This is a genomic window from Neisseria brasiliensis (assembly GCF_009671065.1).
Taxonomy (GTDB): Bacteria; Pseudomonadota; Gammaproteobacteria; order Burkholderiales; family Neisseriaceae; genus Neisseria; species Neisseria brasiliensis.
Genome location: NZ_CP046027.1, coordinates 789,776 through 811,416, shown reverse-complemented (window position 1 = coordinate 811,416; position 21,641 = coordinate 789,776). Strand labels below are relative to the sequence as shown.

General features: G+C 48.8%; 11 protein-coding genes. 1 reads left to right on the top strand and 10 read right to left on the bottom strand.

All coding sequences use genetic code 11. From position 1 onward, the window contains the following. Nucleotides 1-156: 156 nt before the first annotated feature. From GJV52_RS04070 to carA, 10 genes are all read right to left on the bottom strand, one after another. Nucleotides 157-3,849, bottom strand: a complete 3,693-nt coding sequence (locus GJV52_RS04070) for a DEAD/DEAH box helicase (protein WP_100563334.1) — start codon at nt 3,847-3,849, stop codon at nt 157-159. A gap of 111 nt (nt 3,850-3,960) precedes the next feature. Next, entirely contained in the window at nt 3,961-7,095 is a 3,135-nt protein-coding gene (locus tag GJV52_RS04065) for a type I restriction endonuclease subunit R (protein WP_100563333.1), read from the bottom strand. 83 nt (nt 7,096-7,178) lie between these two features. Next, complete coding sequence (locus GJV52_RS04060) at nt 7,179-7,598, bottom strand: virulence RhuM family protein (protein ID WP_229439479.1); 420 nt, start codon at nt 7,596-7,598, stop codon at nt 7,179-7,181. Nucleotides 7,599-7,672: 74 nt separating this feature from the next. Then, nucleotides 7,673-8,977 (bottom strand): restriction endonuclease subunit S, encoded by a 1,305-nt coding sequence (locus tag GJV52_RS04055; RefSeq protein WP_100563332.1) that lies wholly within the window; start codon nt 8,975-8,977, stop codon nt 7,673-7,675. Next, on the bottom strand, nt 8,977-9,978 hold the full coding sequence (locus GJV52_RS04050) for a virulence RhuM family protein (RefSeq protein WP_100563331.1): 1,002 nt from the start codon (nt 9,976-9,978) through the stop codon (nt 8,977-8,979). Before GJV52_RS04050 ends, GJV52_RS04055 begins: the two co-directional genes overlap by 1 nt. A gap of 1 nt (nt 9,979) precedes the next feature. Beyond that, a complete protein-coding gene (locus tag GJV52_RS04045) occupies nt 9,980-11,524 on the bottom strand; it encodes a type I restriction-modification system subunit M (protein ID WP_154143224.1) in 1,545 nt (514 codons plus the stop codon). A 120-nt stretch (nt 11,525-11,644) separates the two neighbouring features. Next, nucleotides 11,645-14,857 (bottom strand): carbamoyl-phosphate synthase large subunit, encoded by a 3,213-nt coding sequence (gene carB, locus GJV52_RS04040; RefSeq protein WP_100563330.1) that lies wholly within the window; start codon nt 14,855-14,857, stop codon nt 11,645-11,647. A 163-nt stretch (nt 14,858-15,020) separates the two neighbouring features. Then, nucleotides 15,021-15,527, bottom strand: coding sequence for an isoprenylcysteine carboxyl methyltransferase family protein (locus GJV52_RS04035; protein WP_095502409.1), 507 nt, complete (start codon nt 15,525-15,527; stop codon nt 15,021-15,023). Between the two features lie 102 nt (nt 15,528-15,629). Further along, the gene (locus GJV52_RS04030; RefSeq protein WP_095502410.1) at nt 15,630-16,643 is read right to left on the bottom strand and encodes a PTS transporter subunit IIC; all 1,014 of its coding nucleotides are present in this window, start codon (nt 16,641-16,643) and stop codon (nt 15,630-15,632) included. Nucleotides 16,644-16,810: 167 nt separating this feature from the next. After that, on the bottom strand, nt 16,811-17,941 hold the full coding sequence (carA, locus tag GJV52_RS04025; RefSeq protein ID WP_095502411.1) for a glutamine-hydrolyzing carbamoyl-phosphate synthase small subunit: 1,131 nt from the start codon (nt 17,939-17,941) through the stop codon (nt 16,811-16,813). Nucleotides 17,942-18,303: 362 nt separating this feature from the next. Here carA and pilC point away from each other — a divergent pair, with 362 nt between their 5' ends. Further along, nucleotides 18,304-21,564: a PilC family type IV pilus tip adhesin gene (gene pilC, locus GJV52_RS04020; protein ID WP_100563329.1), complete on the top strand. Its 3,261-nt coding sequence runs from the start codon at nt 18,304-18,306 to the stop codon at nt 21,562-21,564. The last annotated feature ends 77 nt before the right edge of the window (nt 21,565-21,641 follow it).

Here is a 21,641-nt window from a genome sequence, read left to right as displayed (position 1 = left end):
TTGAGATAGGCAAGCTTTCGAGCAGCGCACAACGAAGAAATGTGCCAAAGATAGAGATTTTGCAAAGGTCTCAACCTATGTTTTAACGTGATGAATAGATGATGAAAAGGCCGTCTGAAAGAATTAACTTCAGACGGCCTGTTTGTTTTTTCCTGCCTATTCAAACAAGTTTTTCACTTCATCCAAATCAAACGATTTTTTCTCGTTGTCCACGCTGATTAGGCTGTCGGCAATGCCTTGTTTTTTCTGCTGTAAGGCGAGGATTTTTTCTTCGACGGTATCGCGGCAGATGAGGCGGTAGGCCATGACTTGTTTGGTTTGGCCGATGCGGTAGCAGCGGTCGATGGCTTGGTTTTCTACCGCCGGGTTCCACCACGGGTCGACGATGAACACGTAATCGGCTTCGGTGAGGTTCAGTCCGGTGCCGCCCGCTTTGGTGCTGATGAGGAATACGCGGATGTCGGCGTTGTTTTGGAAGCGGTCGACTTTTTGCTGACGGTTGCGTGTTTGGCCGTCGAGGTATTCGTAGGCGATGTTTTCTGCGTTCAGACGGCCTTCGATCAGGGCAAGCATTTTGACGAAGCTGGAGAACACGAGGATTTTGTGTTGTCCGGTTTTGTCTTTGATGTGTTCCACCAAGGTGTCGAGCTTGACCGATTCGCTGCCGTAATCGGCATCTGCTAAAAGCGCGGGGCTGTTGCAGATTTGGCGCAATTTGGTCAGGCCTTCGAGAATATACATTTGCGATTTGTTGATGCCGTCTGAACCGATTTTGTCCAGCAAATAAGTGCGGTATTGCTCTTTGACACGGTCGTACGCTTTGCGTTGCGCTTTGCCCATTTCGCAATAAATCACGCTTTCGGTTTTGGGCGGCAATTCGTGTGCCACCTGATTTTTGGTGCGGCGCAAGATGAAAGGATGCACCATTTTGGCCAGCAGGGCAGCGGCTTGTTGGTCTTGTTTTTTGTCGATGGCATCGGCAAAGCGGCTTTTGAAATGGCTTTGGCTGCCGAGCAGGCCGGGATTGAGGAAATTGAGCTGCGTGTATAAATCGAAAGTGTTGTTTTCGATGGGGGTGCCGCTCAGAATCAGGCGGTTGTCGGCCTGTATCAGGCGGGCGGCTTTGTAGCGTTGCGACAGCGGGTTTTTGATGGCTTGGCTTTCGTCGAGAATCAGGTAGCTGAAACGGTAGCCTTGCAGCAGTTCGATGTCCTGCAACAGCGTGCCGTAAGTGGTGAGCACGACATCGCAGCCGTCAAATGAAGCGCTATCTTTCAGACGGCCTGCGCCGGTGTAATCCAATACGCGCAAACCCGGGCAGAATTTTTTGATTTCGGCCAGCCAGTTGAAGGTGAGGCTGGTGGGGGCGACAATCAGGCTGGGTTTGTCCGGTGTGTGGGTGGTTTTGAGGTAATGCAAAAAGGCGATGGTTTGCAGTGTTTTGCCCAAACCCATGTCGTCGGCCAAGCAGCCGCCTAAACCGTTGGCATGCAGAAAAGCCAGCCAGTTCAAGCCGTGTTGCTGATAGGGGCGCAGGGTGGCGTTGAGGCCGTCTGAAAGTTGTACGTCGGGCTGGGCTGACAGGTTTTGCAGCCGTTGTCGGCGTTGGTATAAGGTGTGCAAAAATTCCGGCTTGTCGTCCAAACTTTCATAGAGCTGGTCGATGATGCCGAATTGGTAGGGCGACAGGCGGATGCTGTCTTTTTTCACTTCACCTGCCTGAAAATACGGCGCAAACTGTTCCAGCCAGCTTTCGGGCAGCATGCCGATGGTGCCGTCTGAAAGTGTGACGAAATTTTGCCGGTTGACAAAGGCTTTGTGTATGTCTTTCAGGTTGACGGTTTCTTCGCCGTAACGGATGGCTATGTTGAGGTCGAACCAATCCGTGCCCGATTCGGTGCGGATGCTGATTTGCGGTTTATTGAGGTTGTAACGCCACGATTTCAAATCCTTGGCACCCAAAAGCTCGATGCCTTGGTTTTTTAAGCTGTCGGCAAAGTCGATGAACCAAAAGTCTTGTGTCAGTTGTTCGGGCGTGAGCAGATATAGGCCGTCTGAAACTTGGGCAAAATCCGGATGTAAGGCTTCAAAAAAACGCAAAAATGCCTGCTCTTGCGCTTCATCGCGCTCAAGGCGGTGGAATTTGCCGTCTTGAATGTGCAGGCGCAAGGCATGGCTAGGTAGTTCGATCAATGTTTCGTCATATTGTGCGGCCGGTGAGAAGCGGATGAGGCCGTCTGAATCGCGGACGTAAACCTGTTTTTGAAAAGAGCAATCAGCACCGTTTGGCGTATTTGCCGTTTGTTTGCGCTTCGTTTTCGGAGGGGTGACAAAATCGCGGCTGGTGATGGGGTAATGTTTTGCCAAGGGTGCGATGATGTTTCGACGGAAGGTTTCGGCATGGCGTTTGAGTACGGCCAAGCTCGGATGCACCACACAGCGCATGATGTCGGCGGCAGTTTTGGCATCGGGATAGCGTGTGAGCGTATCGGCGCGATAAATGAAAAAAGGATTGACCGCTTTGCCCAACAAACTGGGGCGGACAGATTTGCCGCCGAGTATAATCCTGCCCTCAAGGCGGTATAGCGCGCCGTCCTCTTTAAAACGGTAGCTTAGGCCGGCAGGTTCGGTCGAAACGGTAATCGGGGAGAGGCGGTTGAGGCTGCCGGTGCGGGCATAGGACGGGCCTTGGGCGGCAAACAGCGGCAAATCGGGGAAGGTTTGCAAAAATCGGTTGAAGGCCGCCACTGTTTTCCCGAGCGCATCAACGTTTTGCTCTTCAGCAAACTCGAGATACTGCTCATTCATGGCTTGCAGGGTATACCAGATGTCTTTGGCTTCGTCAGGCAACATGCCGTTAAACAAGACGCTGCCGGCATTTACATCACTGATCTCTTTTAAATTGGCCGAGATTTCACCGTTTTTCTTAAGGTTGGCGTAATAGAGCACAAATTCTTGAAAAACACCTTCGTCAAAATTCAATGCCAACACCAAACCCGCTTTGGGCGGCAAAGCAGTTTTAGCGGAAATTTCAGACGGTATGGTGCGAGAAACCAACGAAAAGTGCAGCGGCATCAAGTCGGGCACTTTCGATTGGATCACAAAGCCTTCATCATCGATGGAAAAATCAAAAAACTCAGCGTAATCGTCTTGCGGCGTCATGCCGTAATCGCTGAGCACATCGGCAATAAAGCGTTCGCGGTAATCAGGCAGCAGACACTCCGCCCCCAGATTTTCCGCTGCCAGTCTGACCATTGCCGCCATATGGCTGCAATATTGTTTAGCGGTTTTGTGGGTGCAGTTGCAAGCAAGCCCGACTTCTTGTTCAGACAGCCTTGTTAACGTAGAACGGAATGTCCCTTGCCAATCACTGGCTTCAAACGTCCATTTGCCCGGCTCAAAATCCATAATGCGGCAGTCGGCGGTATAAAACGAAAAATTGGTGAAACGGCTAAAGTCAGCCCAAATGCTTTGAAAATCAACCAATCCCCCGTCCAAGAGCGGATAACGCAGCAGCGTTTCTTTCGGCTTGGCAGACCGAGTCGGCTTGGTTTTCTTTTCAGGCTGACCATTGTCACTCATCGCCGCCAATTGGCGCAAAGCCGCCACCGTATGTTTGCAGATGCCGCCGTTTTGATAAGGGCAGGAACATGAAACCTTAACCGGTTTGTTTTCATTAAATTCAACCATCTGCCGGTAGGTCTGCTTATACGAACCTTTGCATTGAAATGTCGCCCGATTGCCATCTATTTCCACCAATTCCGCCCGATAATCCCGCGCACGCTCAATACTGGCCGGCAGGGCTTTTTCATTGATAAAAGTTTCGATGGCATGGCGTGGTGGCAGCATGGAGTTATCTTTAAAGCGGTTGGATGTAGGAACGGCAATTATAGCAAAAAGGCCGTCTGAAAGATGAATCTTTCAGATGGCCTCTCTATTCTTAATCGATAGACCAGCTATCTACACTACACCACCAATACCTTTGAATTTCTCCACAAAATCAGCAATTTTTTGGAAAATGCTCTGCTTGGCGGTCAAATAGTTAGGGTTGAGTGGGCTCATTTTGGGTAATACACTATTCAAATCCGTGCCGTTTTCGCTGGCATATTCGCGTTTGAGTGAGATCATTAGGTAGCGCTTGGCTGCCTCGGTATTCAAGCCATTCTCTTCAATCAGCGCTTCTGCTTCCTGTTGCTGTTTTTCTTGGGCGAATTGATAGAATTCATCTAGAATAGACGGCTTGTCTTCAATGGCATCCAAATTGGTTTCATTGATGAAATCCACCACCAAAGTTTCTTTGGCGCGGTTGCCGATACTGGCGCGGATGGTGCGGCGGATTTCTTCCACCAAAGCGCTTTTGTCTTTGATTTTTTGATTGTGTTCAAAAATCAATTCCAAAATATAGTCCAAGTTGATTTCTTGTGACTTTAACAAATCCACTTCAAAAACCACATCATCCCAATCGATTTGGCTTTGGTTTTGTTTCTCTGATTCTTTTTGCTGGCGTAGCCAATCGCGGATGTCGTTATAGGTAGAACGATAATCCTGCACCACTCTTTCAGACGGCATCGGTACGCTCTGGATAGCGTTGAAATCATCATCGCTTAAATGGAACTTATCTTTAAATTCCGCCACCGCAGCTTTATCATCAAGATTAACCGTCTGTATTTCTTTGAGTGCGGTGAATTCATCGTAATTCTGTAAAACATTTTCCACGCGCAGGTATTCGCCGAATAGTTTGGCAAATTCTTTTTTGTCCTTCTCGGTGACGATGCTGTCAGGATCGGGGAAACGGGTGTTTAATTCCTGCACCACCTCCAGATAGCCGCGTCGTGCTTCACCGGTTTGCTGGTCGGTGTAGCCCTCCATATATTCTTCATAGCTTTTCTCTAGCACCACGTTTCTGGTGTTTTTGTTGCCGAATAGGGTGATGGCATCGATGGTCGCCTGCTCCAAGTCGCGGAAGGTCACGATATTGCCGAAAGACTTGGTAGCGTCATAAATGCGGTTGGTGCGTGAATAGGCCTGCATCAAGCCGTGATAACGCAGGTTTTTATCTACGAATAAGGTGTTTAGTGTCGGCGCATCGAAGCCGGTCAAGAACATCCCGACTACAATTAATAAATCCACTTCTTGATTTTTGACGCGTTTGGCCAAATCCCGATAATAATTTTGAAATTCGCGACTATTGGTGTTGTAGTTGCTTTTAAATAGAGCGTTGTAATCAGCAATCGCCGCGTTCAAGAATTCCTTGGCGCTACTGTTCATCGCATCAGGTTCAAAGCTCTCATCTTCAATGCTGCCAATAGCACCTTGCTCTTCATTGGCGGCGAACGAGAAGATGGTCGCGACTTTCAGCGGTTTTTCATGGTCTTTTTGTAGGTTTTTAAACGCTTCGTAATAGGCTTTGGCGGCATCCACACTACTCACGGCAAACATCGCATTAAAGCCCTTACCGCCTGCATGTAAGCGGTGGGTTTTGTGTTTAAAATTATCCAAAATATACTGCGTAATCTCGCGGATGCGCTCGGGGTGCAAAAGCGCTTGTTTGTTTTCCGCGGCAGATAATTTGTCCAAATCCTGCTCTGTCTCTAAAGATTTGAATTGTGGGCGGACATCATTGTAATCAACCTTGAACTTCAATACTTTCTCATCGCGAATCGCATCAGTAATCACATAAGAGTGCAACTGCCGACCGAATACACTCTGTGTGGTCTCTGTGCCCAAGGCATTACCTTTTCTAATTAGCTCGCCATTAACAATATCATCAGGGAAAATCGGCGTGCCGGTAAAGCCAAACTGGCAGAATTTTTCAAATTTCTTCTTCAGATTTTTCTGCGCTTCGCCAAATTGTGAGCGGTGGCATTCGTCAAAAATAAACACTACTTGCTTCTGATAAATCGGCAGATTGTCTTCCGATTTCATCAGGTTGTTCAGCTTTTGAATGGTGGTAACGATGATTTTATTGTCGTTTTTATCCAGATTTCGCTTCAAGCCGGCGGTGCTTTCCGAGCCGTTGACGCTATCAGGCGAAAAGCGTTGGTATTCCTTCATGGTTTGATAATCGAGGTCTTTTCTGTCCACCACAAAAAAGACTTTATCAATAAATTCCAATTCCGTTGCCAAACGTGCAGCCTTAAAGCTGGTCAACGTTTTGCCGCTGCCGGTGGTGTGCCAAATAAAGCCACCGCTCTCGGCCTTGCTCCAGTTCTTGGCTTGGGCGGAGCTTCTGATTTTCCACAGAATCCGTTCCGCTGCCGCGATTTGATAAGGGCGCATGATTAGCAGCGTGTTCGACACATCGAACACCGAATAGCGCAGCAGCACCGACAGCAGGGTGTTTTTCTGAAAGAACGTGGCGGTAAAGTCTTTTAAATCCTTAATCGGTGTATTGTCCGCACGCGCCCAGTTCATTGTAAAGTCAAAGCTGTTCTTGTCGCGGCGGGTGGTATTGGCGAAATAGCGCGTATCTGTGCCGTTGCTGATCACAAAAATCTGTAGAAACTTAAATAAAGAATTCTCGTGATTAAAGCTTTCTTTGGTGTAGCGGTGTACCTGATTGAACGCTTCACGAATCGCCATGCCGCGTTTTTTGAGCTCGATCTGTATCAAGGGCAGCCCATTCACCAAGACCGTCACGTCATAGCGGTTGGCGTGGCTGCCGGTTTGGGCGAATTGGTTGATCACCTGCAGGTGGTTGCGGGTGATGTTCTTCTTATCGACAAGGTAGATATTTTGGATGTGCCCATCATCAAACACAAAATCGCAGACATGATTGTCATGGATTTTGCGCGTTTTCTCGATCATGTTTTCAGACGGCCTATCAAGATATTCAAGCACGAAGCGCGCCCATTCGCCGTCTGAGAACACCATCGCATTGAGCCGCTGTAGCTGCTCGCGCACATTGGCCAGCAGCTTATCATGCGTGTTCAAATCGCGGCGGTATTCGTAGCCCTGTGCCTGTAAGTCAGCCACCAGCTCGCGCTCCAAATCGCTCTCGCTCTGATAGGCTGCGCCTGATTGGTCGATTTTGTCGTAGCTGTCTAGGACGATAAAATGATTGGTTTCGGCGATGGGGCGGGTGTCGGTGGTCATGATGGTTTCCTTTTCAGGCTGCCTGAAAGCTATAGATTGAATACAATTAAGGTTTTCTTTTTCCAAATCGGCTTGCAGATGCGTCAAAGCCTGCAAATCTTCGGCAAATGGTCCAGCCTGCCTTGCGGATTTTTCAAGCGGTCTTTATCCAGCAGAAAGCCCTTATCCAAAAAGGCGCGCAACTGCGTATTTGCCCAACGGCGAAACTGCACCCCGCGCGGACTGCGGACACGAAAACCCACGGCCAAAATCATCGCCAAGGCATAATGCTTGACCTGATAATGCTTGCCGTCTTGGGCAGTTATTAAATAATCCTTAATAACTGAATCTGCATCCAATTCATTGTCTTCTATGATGTTTTTGATGTGCGTGGCAATGTTGGGCACCGAGGTGTCAAAAAGTTCGGCAAGCTGGCTTTGCGTCAGCCAGGCTTCATCATCGGCAACCAATAAAGCCACTTGGACCTTGCCGTCATCGCTGTTGTAGATAATCAAATCATCCATCTGTTTTCCTGTTTCATATTGAGCGGAAACAATAGCTTATCTCTCATTTCTTATTTTTGGCTCGGTAAATCATTTCAGACGGCATCAAAGTTCAGCAAGCGTTCGCGGTAATATTCATACTGCTTTTGCCGCAATTCAATCTCACGCGGCAAGCCTTCGCTGATGGAGTGCGTGAGCGTGTCAAATTTATCCAGAATGGCGACAATTTGGGCTTGAGTTTCTAATGGGGGGATTGGGATTTTTATTTTTCTTAAGTCCGCCATAGCAATGCTTTGAACTGTTGAACCCATTGTGAGTGATTTAATTTTGTTTAAAATTGAGGTAGACTGAAATAATCTTAACAAAAACATTGGATAAATTATCTCACTGTTCACGGTTATTGCATAAACACCTTCTTTAATATTCCAATTCTCTGGTTTTTTATCAATAAAAGCAGTTCTGCCTATTGTTCCTGTTCCAGAAAAAAGAATATCGCCAACTTTCAAGTTAGAACGATTATTGATGATATGTAATGCTTCATCATTAACCTTATCTGTTTTTTCTGTTATCTCAACAGTTGTTCCTGCTAATTCCCTCACGGTTACATAAGAATTTCTTGCATCAGGTGTATTTAATTTAAAATTATTTCTTGGATTTAATCCTGTTCGCAAATGTAAAATAACCTCCCCCAAACTCTTCCATTCCACTTTCAGGCCGTCTGAAAAAGGGTTTCTTGATTGAAAAAGCCAATTACCCCCCCCTGTTGGATTATTAAAATCTAACAGTAGGTTGCGGTAATATTCATATTGTTTTTTTCGCGCTGTAAGCTCCGCTGTAAGCTCCGCTGTAAGCTCCGCTGTAAGCTCCGTAAAATTGTCCAATACTTGGACAATTTTACGTTGCGCTTCCAGTGGGGGAATGGGGATTTTCATTTCAAGAACATCAAACATGCTAGGATGTTTGATGCCTGAGCCACGATAAAAAGAGCTAATTAAATCAAGCCTGCTTAGCAAAAAGTAGTATAAAAATTTATTATCTAGTACATTTTTATCACTTGAAGTTGCAATACGATTGTCAGCTGTAATATATTTGCCTTTGTAGTACTGAACTATGGGATTTCCTCCCCCTGGAATTGCGATAATTTCACCTTCATTGATCTTATCACCCGCTAATTCTTCTGTTGTCCAAAGATCTGATATATTGGTTGTTAGTAGCTTTACATTACCATCTTGTACGGCTAATTTTTTTAAATCACTTGCCAGAAAGTAATAGTGCTTTTCAATTTTTGGTTGGTTTTCTTTTGGGACAGCATTAAATTTTTTATCCCAAATAGTTACCTCCCAAAGCTTTTTCCATTCCACTGACTGCCCATTTAAGAGATTTTTAATAAAGGTGTGCATTATTTTTTACTCGCTTTTTTGGCTGTCTTGTTTAAATGACTAATGACTTCAAGGTAGGACTTTTCTACATCGGACAAGGTTTTTGCCTTGTATTTTTTATATCCGCTTTTGGCTTTTGTTTCTGCTTGTGCGTGCGATATGCTACCAGCTCCCTGCAACACTTCTCGCCCTGTAGCATTTAATAATCTATCCAGCCCATTGATATAATCCTGCATAGTCATTGGTTTTTCTTCTATGGCGTTTAGTTCAGCAAAATCAAAATAAGCCGATACCAAATTATTTAAAACCTTTAATTCTTGTTCGGTAAGATAATTTTTGGCTATCATTGCTTCGGCTTGCGTGGGCTGTGTACCCTTAAAATTTTGCAATCCAGCAAACGGCTTATCGCTATCTACACGAAAATAAATAACCTCGCTGGCTGTATGACCGTGAGCGGCATAATGCAATTTATTTTGTACAGTCTTGAAAAACAAAATGCTTTCATCACTCTTTGCTGTATAGTCTATTGCTGTGGCATATAGATCCAATACCTGACGATACATCACTTTTTCACTAGAACGAATATCTCTAATACGGTCTAGCAATTCTTTAAAATATGAACCTCCCCCAACATTTTTTAGGCGTTCATCATCCATTGCAAAACCTTTGATAAGATATTCTTTTAGAATTTGAGTTGCCCAAATGCGAAATTGGGTTGCTTTGGCGGAATTAATGCGATAACCAACTGAAATAATTGCATCAAGATTATAAAAATCCACCAATCTTGCCACTTGTCTTGCACCCTCTGTCTGAACTATTTCCATTTTGGAAACAGTTGCCTCTCGTTGCAACTCTCCTTCATTAAAAATATTACTCAAATGTTTACTGATGGCTGGCGTATTTACATCAAACAGTTCCGCCATTGCTTTTTGCGTGAGCCATACCGTATCGCCCTCAACCCTAACATTGATGCCAATACCACCATCATCACGATTAAAAATAATAATTTGACTATCGCCCATCTTACACCTCAATCTCTTTTATAATCTCATCAATACTTTGGCGTAAAGTGCTAATTTTACTGACCGTTTGGCGGATTTCTTCGTTTAGGACGGCGATGTCAATCACTTCGCGCGTGTCTTCGGCTTCCACATAGCTGGAAACGGAAAGATTAAAATCGTTTTCGGCGATTTGGCTGTCTGCAACGTTAATGCTGAAATGCGCGGTTTCGCTTTTGTCGGCGAAAGTTTGTACGATTTGGGCGATGTGGTCATCAGTTAGGATGTTGTTGTTGGTTTCTTTTTTGAATAATTTGCTGGCATCGATAAATTGGACGTTGTGGTCTTTTTTGTTCTTTGCCAATACTAGGATATTCACGGCAATGCTCGTGCCAAAGAACAGATTGGGCGCAAGGGAGATGACGGTCTCGACGTAGTTATTTTCTACCAGATATTTGCGGATCTTCTGTTCTGCGCCGCCACGGTAAAAAATCCCCGGAAAGGTCACAATCGCCGCGCGACCGCGTGCCGACAGGTAATTCAGCGCGTGCAGGATGAAGGCAAAATCGGCCTTAGACTTGGGCGCGAGCACACCGGCAGGGGCGAAACGTTCGTCATTGATGAGTGTGGGGTCGTCCGAGCCGATCCAGTTAATCGAGTAGGGCGGATTGGAGACGATGGCGTCAAAGGGCTTGCCGTCGCCAAATTGCGGGCTGAGCAGGGTGTCGCCGAGCGCAATCTCGAACTTGTCGTAATTGATGTTATGCAGGAACATGTTCATCCGCGCAAGGTTGTAGGTGGTGTGGTTGATCTCCTGCCCGAAGAAGCCATCTTGGATGATGTGTTCGTCGAATTGCTTTTTGGCTTGTAATAGCAAGCTGCCCGAACCTGCGGCGGGGTCGTAGATTTTGTTGATGCTGCTCTGACCATGCATGGCAAGCTTGGCGATGAGCTTGGAGACGTGTTGCGGGGTGAAGAATTCGCCGCCTGATTTGCCTGCGTTGGCGGCGTAGTTTGAGATCAAGAATTCATAAGCATCGCCGAATAGGTCGATTTGGTTGTGCTCAAAGTTGCCAAAGTTCAGTTCTGCCACGCCTTTTAGGACGGCTGACAGGCGTTTGTTTTTGTCGGCGACGGTGTTGCCTAGGCGGTTGGACGTGGTATCAAAATCGGCAAACAAGCCTTTGATGTCGCGCTCAGAGTCGTAGCCGTTGGCAGATGATTCGATGGCATCAAAGATCGCCTTTAGGTCGGTGTTGAGCTGGTCGTTTTGATGGGCTTTGGCGGCGACGTTTTTGAACAGTTGGCTAGGGTAGATGAAGTAGCCTTTGGTCTTGATGGTGTCTTCTTTGATTTGTTCTAAAATTGGGCTGTCATCGGGGAAGCTGGCATAATCCACGCTGTCATCGCCCGCTTCGATATAGGCGGCGAAGTTCTCGCTGATGAAGCGGTAGAACAAGGTGCCCAGAACGTATTGCTTGAAATCCCAGCCGTCCACCGAGCCGCGTACTTCGTTGGCGATTTGCCAGATGCGGCGTTGTAGTTCGGCGCGTTGTTGGATGCCGGTCATGATGTTTCCTTAGGTATGATTTAGGTTTTGATATTAACTTGAATTATGCCGTATAAAAGGCCGTCTGAAAACGCAAGATGCGCTTTCAGACGGCCTTGGTTCATCTATGGAACGGTCTGATTATTTTTTTTTCAGACGGCCATGTAATTCTTGCACGCTGTACACGCCCAAGTGGTCGCGGCTTTTGGCACCTTCGCTCATGGCTTCGCCGCCGGCGATGGTGGTGTATTGTGGCACGCGTTGGGTCAGGGAGGTGCGGCGGATGCTGTGGCTGTCGGCAACCGATTGCGCATCGCTGGCGACGGTGTTCACCACTAAGGCGATTTCATCGTTTTTGATGGCGTCAACGATGTGCGGACGGCCTTCCAACACTTTGTTCACCACGCCGACTTCGATGCCTTGCTCTTTCAAGTAGGCTGCGGTGCCGCGTGTGGCGACGATTTCGTAGCCCAAGGCTTGGAAGTTTTTCGCGGTTTTGGTCAGTAGCGGTTTGTCTTCGTCGCGTACGGCTAAGAAGACTTTGCCGCTGGCCGGTAAGCGTTCGCCTGCGCCCAGTTGCGCTTTGTAGTAGGCTTCGCCGAAGCTGGCGCCTACGCCCATTACTTCGCCGGTTGAGCGCATTTCAGGGCCTAAAATGGTGTCCACGCCCGGGAATTTGATGAACGGGAACACGGCTTCTTTCACGGCGTAGAAATCCGGAATCACTTCTTTTTCAACGCCTTGCTCTTTCAGGCTGATGCCGGCCATGGCGCGTGCGCCGACTTTGGCCAACGGCACGGAAGTGGCTTTCGACACAAACGGCACGGTACGTGAAGCGCGTGGATTCACTTCCAATACGAACACAACATCGTCTTGCACGGCAAATTGCACGTTCATCAGGCCTTTTACGTCCAAGGCTTTGGCCATGGCGACGGTTTGGCGGCGGATTTCGTCTTGAATCTCTTGGCTCAGCGAGTATGGCGGTAATGAGCAGCCTGAGTCGCCCGAGTGGATACCGGCTTGTTCGACGTGTTGCATGATGCCGCCAATCACGACTTCGGTGCCGTCTGAAACGCAGTCGACATCGACTTCAATGGCGTTGTTCAAGAAGAAGTCGAGCAATACCGGGCTGTCTTCGGAAACCTGCACCGCTTCGCGCATATAGGTTTTCAATTGCTCTTGGGTATGCACTACCTGCATGGCGCGGCCGCCCAATACGTAAGACGGGCGAACCACTAGCGGATAGCCGATTTCTTCTGCCAACACAAGGGCTTCTTCTTCGTTGTGGGCAATGCGGTTAGGCGGTTGGCGCAAGCCTAAATCGTTGAGCACTTTTTGGAAGCGTTCGCGGTCTTCGGCGGCGTCAATGCTGTCGGCAGATGTGCCGATGATGTTCACGCCGTTTTCTACCAAGGCGTTGGCCAGTTTCAGCGGGGTTTGGCCGCCGTAATGCACAATCACGCCCCAAGGGTTTTCTTTGCGCACGATTTCCAATACGTCTTCCAAGGTCAGCGGCTCGAAATACAGGCGGTCGCTGGTGTCGAAGTCGGTCGAAACGGTTTCAGGGTTACAGTTGACCATGATGGTTTCAAAACCGGATTCGCGCAGCGACAGGGCAGCGTGTACGCAGCAGTAGTCAAACTCGATGCCTTGGCCGATGCGGTTCGGACCGCCGCCGAGAATCATCACTTTTTTGCGGTCGCTCGGGCGCGCTTCGCATTCTTCTTCGTAAGTCGAATACAGGTAAGCGGTGTCGGTGGCGAACTCAGCTGCGCAGGTGTCGACGCGTTTATAAACAGGATGCAGATTCAAGGCATAGCGGTGTTCGCGCACTTCTTTTTCGCTGATGTTCAGCAATTGCGCCAAGCGTTTGTCGGAGAAACCTTTGCGTTTCAGACGGCGTAAAGCCGCGTAGTCCAAATCAGCTAATTGGCCGTCTGAAACTTTTTGCTCTTCTTGCACCAAGTCTTCGATTTGTGCCAAGAACCAAGGGTCGATGGCGCAGATGTCGAACACTTCTTCTTTGCTGAAACCAGCACGGAAGGCATCGGCCACAAACAGCATACGCTCAGGGCCCGGGTTGGCCAATTCGCGGCGGATTTCTGATTTATCGGTCGAGCGCGGATTAAAGCCGCACAAGCCGGTTTCCAAGCCACGCAAGGCTTTTTGGAACGATTCTTGAATGGTGCGACCCATGGCCATCACTTCGCCCACCGATTTCATTTGCGTGGTCAGGCGGTCGTCGGCGGCCGGGAATTTTTCAAAGGCAAAGCGCGGGATTTTGGTAATCACATAGTCGATAGACGGCTCAAATGATGCGGGCGTGCGGCCGCCGGTGATGTCGTTTTGCAATTCGTCCAACGTAAAGCCCACGGCCAATTTGGCCGCTACTTTGGCAATCGGGAAGCCGGTGGCTTTAGAAGCCAATGCAGACGAACGCGATACGCGCGGGTTCATCTCAATCACGATCATTTCGCCGTTTTCAGGGTTGATGGCGAATTGAACGTTGGAGCCGCCGGTGTCCACACCGATTTCGCGCAACACCGCCAAAGAAGCATTACGCATGATTTGGTATTCTTTGTCGGTCAACGTTTGCGCAGGGGCAACGGTGATGGAGTCGCCGGTGTGCACGCCCATCGGGTCGAAGTTTTCAATCGAGCAGATGATGATGCAGTTGTCGTTTTTGTCGCGCACCACTTCCATTTCGTACTCTTTCCAGCCGAGTACCGATTGCTCAATCAGCAATTCATGGGTAGGGGACGCATCGAAACCGCGTTCGCAAATCGCCAAAAATTCATCGCGGTTATACGCAATACCGCCGCCCGAACCACCCATGGTAAACGAAGGACGAATCAGCGTTGGAAAGCCGACTTGCTCTTGCGCCGCCAAAGCTTCGTTCATGGTGTGGCAGACAAACGATTTCGGGCAATGCAAACCGATTTTCGCCATTGCTTCTTTAAAGCGGCCACGGTCTTCGGCTTTGTCGATGGCATCTTCAGTTGCGCCAATCAATTCGACATTGTATTTCGCCAACACACCGTTGCGCGCCAAATCCAACGCGCAGTTCAGCGCCGTTTGGCCGCCCATGGTCGGCAATACCGCATCAGGACGCTCTTTGGCGATGATTTTTTCCACTGTCTGCCAAGTAATCGGCTCGATGTAGGTCACATCGGCCATTTCCGGGTCGGTCATGATGGTGGCCGGATTCGAGTTTACCAGAATGACTTTATAGCCTTCTTCACGCAAGGCTTTACAGGCTTGAGCGCCCGAATAGTCAAATTCGCAGGCTTGGCCGATGACAATCGGGCCGGCGCCGATGATTAAGATGGATTTTAGGTCGGTACGTTTGGGCATGGTTTCACTCTTTATTCGCTGGGTTAATCTGAGTTTCAGACGGCTTGGGAGGCCGTCTGAAAACCAATTGTTGCATGTGTCAAAATTTCTTTGTACAGACGGCGGGCGTTTCAGACAGGTGTTGTCTGGCCGGGTTAGCTGCCTGTGTTCGTTCTGTGTTCGTTTATTTGCCCAGATGTTTCATCGCCTCGTGTTCCTGACGGATGCGGCAGGCGAGGATAACGGCGTAGACGGGCAGGCCGACGGTCATGGTGGTCCAGCCGTGGCAGAGCAGGCCGATGCCGATGAGTTCGGGCACGATGTTTAAAAAGTAGTTCGGGTGTTTGACGTGTCGGAACAACCACGAACGGTTTAATTGGTGGTTTGGTCGGATGTAGATTTTTACCGTCCAAATCGGGCCGAGCGCGCGGATAACGTAAAACAATACCGCCAGCGAGCAGCCGGTCAGTATCAGGCCGGCGGCGGAAACGGCGTCAAACACGGCCTGGCGCGCAAACGATTCGCCCAGTGCGGCGAAATAGTAGGCGATGTGCGCCAGCGACAGCAGTTTGGAGGTGCCGGCGCCGAATTGCTGCGCGCCCTCGGCAATCAGGTTTTTTTCGTTGCGGATGGAAATGCGCAAGGAAGCCAAACGGATCAGGAAAATCAGGATAAAAGCAAGTAAGATCATATTATTATCAAAAAATCAAAATTAAAAAACATTAACCCTTTTTTGTTTTCAGGCGGCCTTGGTTTGGTTGTTCGATGCCGTCTGAAAAGCTGACGTGTTCAATCAAATATCCAGTTTCAAATCCCCCTCTTTAATCCAACCTTTTTTACGCATCAACGCGGCAATCAGCAGCGTCAACACAGCCGGCAACACGAAATGCAGCAGGCCGATGGCCAGCCAGATATGCGTGTCGCCGCCCATGGCGTCGAGCGTGCCGACTTGGCCGACAAGGCCGCTGGTGCCCATGCCGGCACCCGACGGAATGTTGCTCATTTGAAACACCGTGGTCGCCAGCGGGCCGAGAATGGCGCTGCTGATAATCGGCGGCAGCCAAATCAACGGGTTTTTCACGATATTGGGCATTTGCAGCATGCTGGTGCCCAAACCTTGGCTCAAAACGCCTGCCCAGCGGTTTTCTTTGAAGCTCATGACGGCGAAACCGACCATCTGTGCGCAGCAGCCGACGGTGGCGGCGCCGGCCGCCAAGCCGCTGAGTGACAGGGCGATGGCGACAGCGGCGCTGGAAATGGGCAGGGTCAGAATCATGCCCATCAACACAGCAACAATGATGCCCATCAACACGGGTTGCAATTCGACTGCCCACATAATTAGCGCGCCGGTTTGGGTCATGGCGGTGGCGATAATGGGGCCGACAAACTGGGCGGCGGCCATGCCGCTGATTAAGGTAGCGGCAGGGGTGGCGATGATGTCAATCGGCGTGGTTTTGCTCACCAGTTTGCCGATTTCGGTGCCGATGGCAACTGCGATAAAGCAGCCGACAGGCCCGCCCAGTGCCGCACCGGCCAAGCCGATAATGGTGCTGGCAAACAAAACCAGCGGCGGGGCTTTCAGGGCATAGGCCACGCCCACGCCGATGGCTGCCCCCATACCGGCTTGCGCTTGGCCGCCGATTTCGACCAGCCAAGGCAGGTTTGTCCAGCCACCGACGGTTTTTAAAATCAGACCGATAATCAGCGAGCCGAACAGGCCGAGTGCCATAAAGTTCAGCGCATCAATGCCGTAACGGCGCAGGCTGAATTCAATGTCTTTTTTTGCGAGTAGGGCTTTGATGTTCATTTTTCCTCTTGATGAACATGCCGTCTGAAACAATCAAGGTTTTTCAGACGGCCTTTGAATACACGCGTGAAGCAGCCATCAGTTGGTTTTTATATTATTTTGAGGTGGGATGGTTATTGTTCAGACGGCCTTGTTTATCCCATAAGAGGCCGTCTGAATCTGCAGTATTATGCTTTTGCTGCTTTTAAGCTGTCGATAAATTTATCAAACAGGTAAGCCACATCGTGCGGGCCCGGGCTGGCTTCAGGGTGGCCTTGGAAGCTGAATGCCACTTGGTCGGTCAATTCAATGCCTTGCAAGGAGCCGTCAAACAATGAGCGGTGGGTTACTTTCACATTTTCAGGCAGCGTGTCTGCGTCCACTTCAAAACCGTGGTTTTGGCTGGTGATCATTACGCGGCCGTTTTCCAAGTTTTGCACTGGATGGTTGGCACCGTGGTGGCCGAACGGCATTTTGCGGGTTTTGCCGCCCACCGCCAAGCCCAATAATTGGTGGCCCAAGCAAATACCGAACACCGGTTTTTTGCTGGTCAAAATCTCTTGAATCGCTTTGATGGCGTAGTCGCAAGGCTCAGGGTCGCCCGGGCCGTTGGATAAGAACACGCCGTCCGGATTCATGGCCAACACATCTGCCGCAGGGGTTTGCGCCGGAACGACAGTCAAGCGGCAGCCGCGTTCGGCCAGCATGCGCAGGATATTGGTTTTCACGCCGAAATCGTAGGCAACCACATGGTAAGGCTGTTTTTCAGGGGTGACAAAACCTTGACCCAGCTTCCATTCGCCTTCCGTCCATTCGTAGGTTTCCGCGCAGGTCACTTCTTTGGCCAAATCCTTGCCCACCATGCTGCCGAACGCAGCAATCAATTCTTGTGCTTTTTCTTCGGTCGCGTCGGCACCGGTCAAAATCGCACCGGCTTGCGCACCTTTGTCACGCAAAATGCGGGTCAGACGGCGGGTGTCGATATCGGCAATGGCCACGGTTTTGTTGCGCACCAAATATTCTTGCAGGCTTTCATCGGCGCGGAAGTTGCTGTGTTGCAAAGGCAGGTCGCGGATAATCAGACCGGCCGCGTACACATTGCGGCTTTCCACGTCTTCGCCGTTGGTGCCGGTGTTGCCGATGTGCGGGTAAGTCAGCGTGACGATTTGTTTGCAGTATGACGGGTCGGTCAGAATTTCTTGATAGCCGGTCATGGAAGTGTTGAACACCACTTCGCCGGAAGTCGAGCCGTCAAAGCCGATTGAGGTGCCGTGAAACACGCTGCCGTCGGCGAGAACCAGAAGTGCTGGAGTTGTCATGATGAAGTCCTGTCTTGCTGAATGGAAATGTTTGATATGAGGCCGTCTGAAAAGGTAAGGTGTTTCAGACGGCCTTCAGAATATGGTTAAAAAAAAACACGCCACACAATCTTGGGAACATTGTGTTACGTGCTTTTTCAGGCATTTCTGTTTATGCCGTAGAAGCACTGCATTTTAAGCCAAAACGGGGTTTGGTTCAAGCCTAAAAACGGGCATATGGCAGAAAAAAGCGATAAATGGCTGTTTCATTTTTGTCATCAATTTGCCGTGTGACCGGCTAAATTGGTGCAAAGGCCACCTATTATGCAATAGAAATGATAAAATCAGGTTTCGTCAAACAATAACAAACGGTTTGTATTTCCATGAAATCTAAATCTAAAAAACATATTACTGGGAACCGCGCCGCGCGCCAAAACAGCGTTCGGCCGATTATTTTGAGCGTGGCATCGGCATTGTCGCTGGTGGCTGCTGTAAATGCACATGCCGCCGCGCAAAAATTTGCGCCTGTGCCGCTTTATTTGCAGAATGAATCGGTAACGGGTGAAGTGAAGATTAAGCCGAATGTGATGTTGTTTATTGATGATTCGGGAAGTATGGCGTGGGTGCCTGGGGCGGAGCGTAATCCTAGAGCCGGTGAACAGTCACGCATGCAAATCACGAAAAATGCGCTGACACAGGTGGTTAATCAATACCAAGATACCATTAACTGGAGCTTTCAGACGCTTCATAATAATGGTCGGGTCAATGTGCCAACTTATACCAATACTAATGGCCGAAACCATACTGATATTTTAGCGCGAATCAACTCGATGTTTGCTAATAAAGGTACACCTACGACCCGACGTTATTATGAAGTTTCACAAATTGTTCGCAATCAAACAGAATACCGTTGTCAGAAAAACTATATTGTTTTGATGTCGGATGGCGATGCAAATGGTAGTTATGAAGCTGACTGGGTGAATCAGAGGGATTATATGACATGGGGGTATAGGGTTGTGCCAGTTAATCAACGACGGGTATTTCCTTCTGGTACAAATGTCTTTTCTGATAGTTATTTTGGTACGCGCAATGGGGGAGGTTCAGATTGGAAAGTAACCGCTATAGCGACAGGCTGGAATGTTGATATATGGGATACTATTCTCGACCGTAATGATGGTTTGGGTTGGTTTAGTAAAACGCTGGCAACCAAAGATTTCAAAACCAGCGGTACCGATAAAGCAGGTAAAAGCTGGAATGGTGATGCTAATGACCCTAAAGATGCCAATGGTAAAAGTTTATATGAAAAGCAAGTAGCTGAAACCTATACTGTAGGCTTTGGTGAGAGCTTGTCTGAAGCAGGTCGTAACTATCTGCAACAGGGCGCAAGCAGTAGCAATAATTACTTCAATGCTTCTAAAGCCGAGGATTTGGTTGCGGCATTTAATTCCATTTTTGCCAGCATCGATGCTGCTAACGGCTCGATTCCGATTGTTGCCCCGGGTACGGTTGCGCCTGCTGCGACCAGTAGCAATGGTGTGCCTGATATGGCTGCGGCGGTTGAATTAGATAGCGGATCATGGAGCAGTCGCCTGAAGTTTTATAAACTGAATGCAGACGGTACGGTCAATAATAATGTGGTAACCGAGCCTTCATTCTCCAACCGAAAAACCATGATTAATAATGGTAAAACTGTGGCATGGGTAGAGAATATTGCCGATAACCAAATGTCTAACGCTGACTTTAATATCAGCGGTGGCACACCTGCCGATCAATTGGAATGGAAAAATGTGTTGCTGCCTTGGACTGCGCGTTTAAGCAACGATGCTACCTTGAATCAAACGGCGAAAACCCGTAAATACAGCCAAGTTTATCGCATTCGTGAAGAGGGTAAACGTGATTTGGGCGACATTTTGGATAGCTCGCTGAATACCGTTGGCGATAGCGTAGGCGGTCGTCAGGAATTCATGGTAACGGCGGCTAATGACGGTATGGTGCATATGTTCCAGCATACTGGTGGTGAGCATCCTTATGATTTGAAACTCAGCTATATTCCTGCAGCCATGGAGCGCGAGGATGATGCCGGTAATCCGTCTGTGATGGGCAAATTCTTGAAAGATGTGGCGCATGAGCAATATGGCTCGACCACTGTGCCACACCGTTATCTGGTAAATGGCGGCATGACCTTGCGCCGTACGCCAAATGCAGCGGAATCTAAAGGCCAGCAAGTGTTTATGTTTGGCGCCATGGGTCAAGGTGGCCGTGGTGCGTATGCATTAAATATCGGCGGCGTGAATCGTCATAGCGGTTCTGCATTGGCTTTAAATGCCGGTGAATCGAATTGGTTGTCGGATGTGCCGTTGTTTGAAACCGTAAAAGGCGAAAACAATAAGCTGGGCTACACCATTGGTACGCCGCAAATCGGCCGTATTTCTGTGCAGCGTGGCGTGGATAAAGTCAGCACCACTGAAAATGTGCGCTACGCTGGCTTCTTATCCAGCGGTTATCGCAATTTGGCTGATGCAGATGGTAATGATGCCAGCGAGACTGCGCTTTATGTTTATGAAATGCTGGGTCAAGAAGCCGGTAGCGGTGAGGCGAATGGTCCGGCTGCCGGTGCGGAAATCAGAAAAATCGAAGTGCCAGGTGGCGTAGGCGGTTTGTCGTCGCCTACTTTGGTGGATGCCGATTTTGATGGTATCGTTGATGTGGCTTACGCGGGTGATTATGGCGGTAATATGTACCGTTTCGATTTGCGAGGCACCACGCCGTCTGCTTGGACGGTGACCCGTATTTTCGCAGGCAATCCTAGTCAGCCGACTACTTCCGCACCGGCGATTTCCCGTCGCGGTAGCGGCAGCTATGTGGTGATTTTTGGTACCGGTAGCGACATTTACGAAAGCGATTTGGAAAACAAAAATCAGCAGGCAGTGTATGGCATTTTCGATAAATTGCCAGATGCGCCTGATACCAGTGCTGTACGGTCAGATGTTGCACAACAAGCTGATTTATTGCAACAAACCATGAGTGTGAATGAGAATGGCCAAGTATTTTTGACCAACAATCGAGTGGATGAAAAAACACAAAAAGGCTGGTTCTTTAATTTGGATGCCAATGGCGAGCGCGTGGTCGTGAAGCCGACCATGATTCTTCAGACGGCAGTATTGTCAACGCGCAGCTATAATAAGGTGACGATTACGACTGAGCCGCAAGGTGATATTTGTATTCCGGAAAAAACCGAAACCAAAACCGAAAGTGCCAGTAAGATTTTGGGTGTGAACGCGGAAAATGGTGGTGCACTAACCCAGCGTAGCGCACGTTTGAAATTCCATATTGACAACAATGTAGCATTCTCAAAATACGCTAACGGCATCAGCATGCAAGGCATTACCAGCTTTACTTATGTTGACCAAACTAAGCTGAACGATTCTCCGGTAACGCGCGATGGCGATAGCGGTGAGACCGGTACGGATCAACCATTAAAAGCAGCCAATAGTGAGATTCCAAACAACAAATGTTTCAGTCGCGAAGCCGTGCGCAAGCTCTTAATCTCCAACTCAACACCGGGTAGCCAGTTGAGAGATTTGGATATTGAAGGCCGAATCTGCGGTATCCGCCGCTTATCTTGGCGTGAAATCTTCTTCTAAATTAAGGCGGTAACAAATCAAAGGCCGTCTGAAAGGTTTACCAAAATCTTTCAGACGGCCTTTTCATATGCTGAACC

Bases quoted from the DNA above. Each gene is read 5' to 3' on its own strand.
- GJV52_RS04070 (WP_100563334.1), bottom strand. From the start codon at position 3,849: ATGCTGCCACCACGCCATGCCATCGAAACTTTTATCAATGAAAAAGCC.
- GJV52_RS04065 (WP_100563333.1), bottom strand. From the start codon at position 7,095: ATGACCACCGACACCCGCCCCATCGCCGAAACCAATCATTTTATCGTC.
- GJV52_RS04060 (WP_229439479.1), bottom strand. From the start codon at position 7,598: ATGGATGATTTGATTATCTACAACAGCGATGACGGCAAGGTCCAAGTG.
- GJV52_RS04055 (WP_100563332.1), bottom strand. From the start codon at position 8,977: ATGCACACCTTTATTAAAAATCTCTTAAATGGGCAGTCAGTGGAATGG.
- GJV52_RS04050 (WP_100563331.1), bottom strand. From the start codon at position 9,978: ATGGGCGATAGTCAAATTATTATTTTTAATCGTGATGATGGTGGTATT.
- GJV52_RS04045 (WP_154143224.1), bottom strand. From the start codon at position 11,524: ATGACCGGCATCCAACAACGCGCCGAACTACAACGCCGCATCTGGCAA.
- carB (WP_100563330.1), bottom strand. From the start codon at position 14,857: ATGCCCAAACGTACCGACCTAAAATCCATCTTAATCATCGGCGCCGGC.
- GJV52_RS04035 (WP_095502409.1), bottom strand. From the start codon at position 15,527: ATGATCTTACTTGCTTTTATCCTGATTTTCCTGATCCGTTTGGCTTCC.
- GJV52_RS04030 (WP_095502410.1), bottom strand. From the start codon at position 16,643: ATGAACATCAAAGCCCTACTCGCAAAAAAAGACATTGAATTCAGCCTG.
- carA (WP_095502411.1), bottom strand. From the start codon at position 17,941: ATGACAACTCCAGCACTTCTGGTTCTCGCCGACGGCAGCGTGTTTCAC.
- pilC (WP_100563329.1), top strand. From the start codon at position 18,304: ATGAAATCTAAATCTAAAAAACATATTACTGGGAACCGCGCCGCGCGC.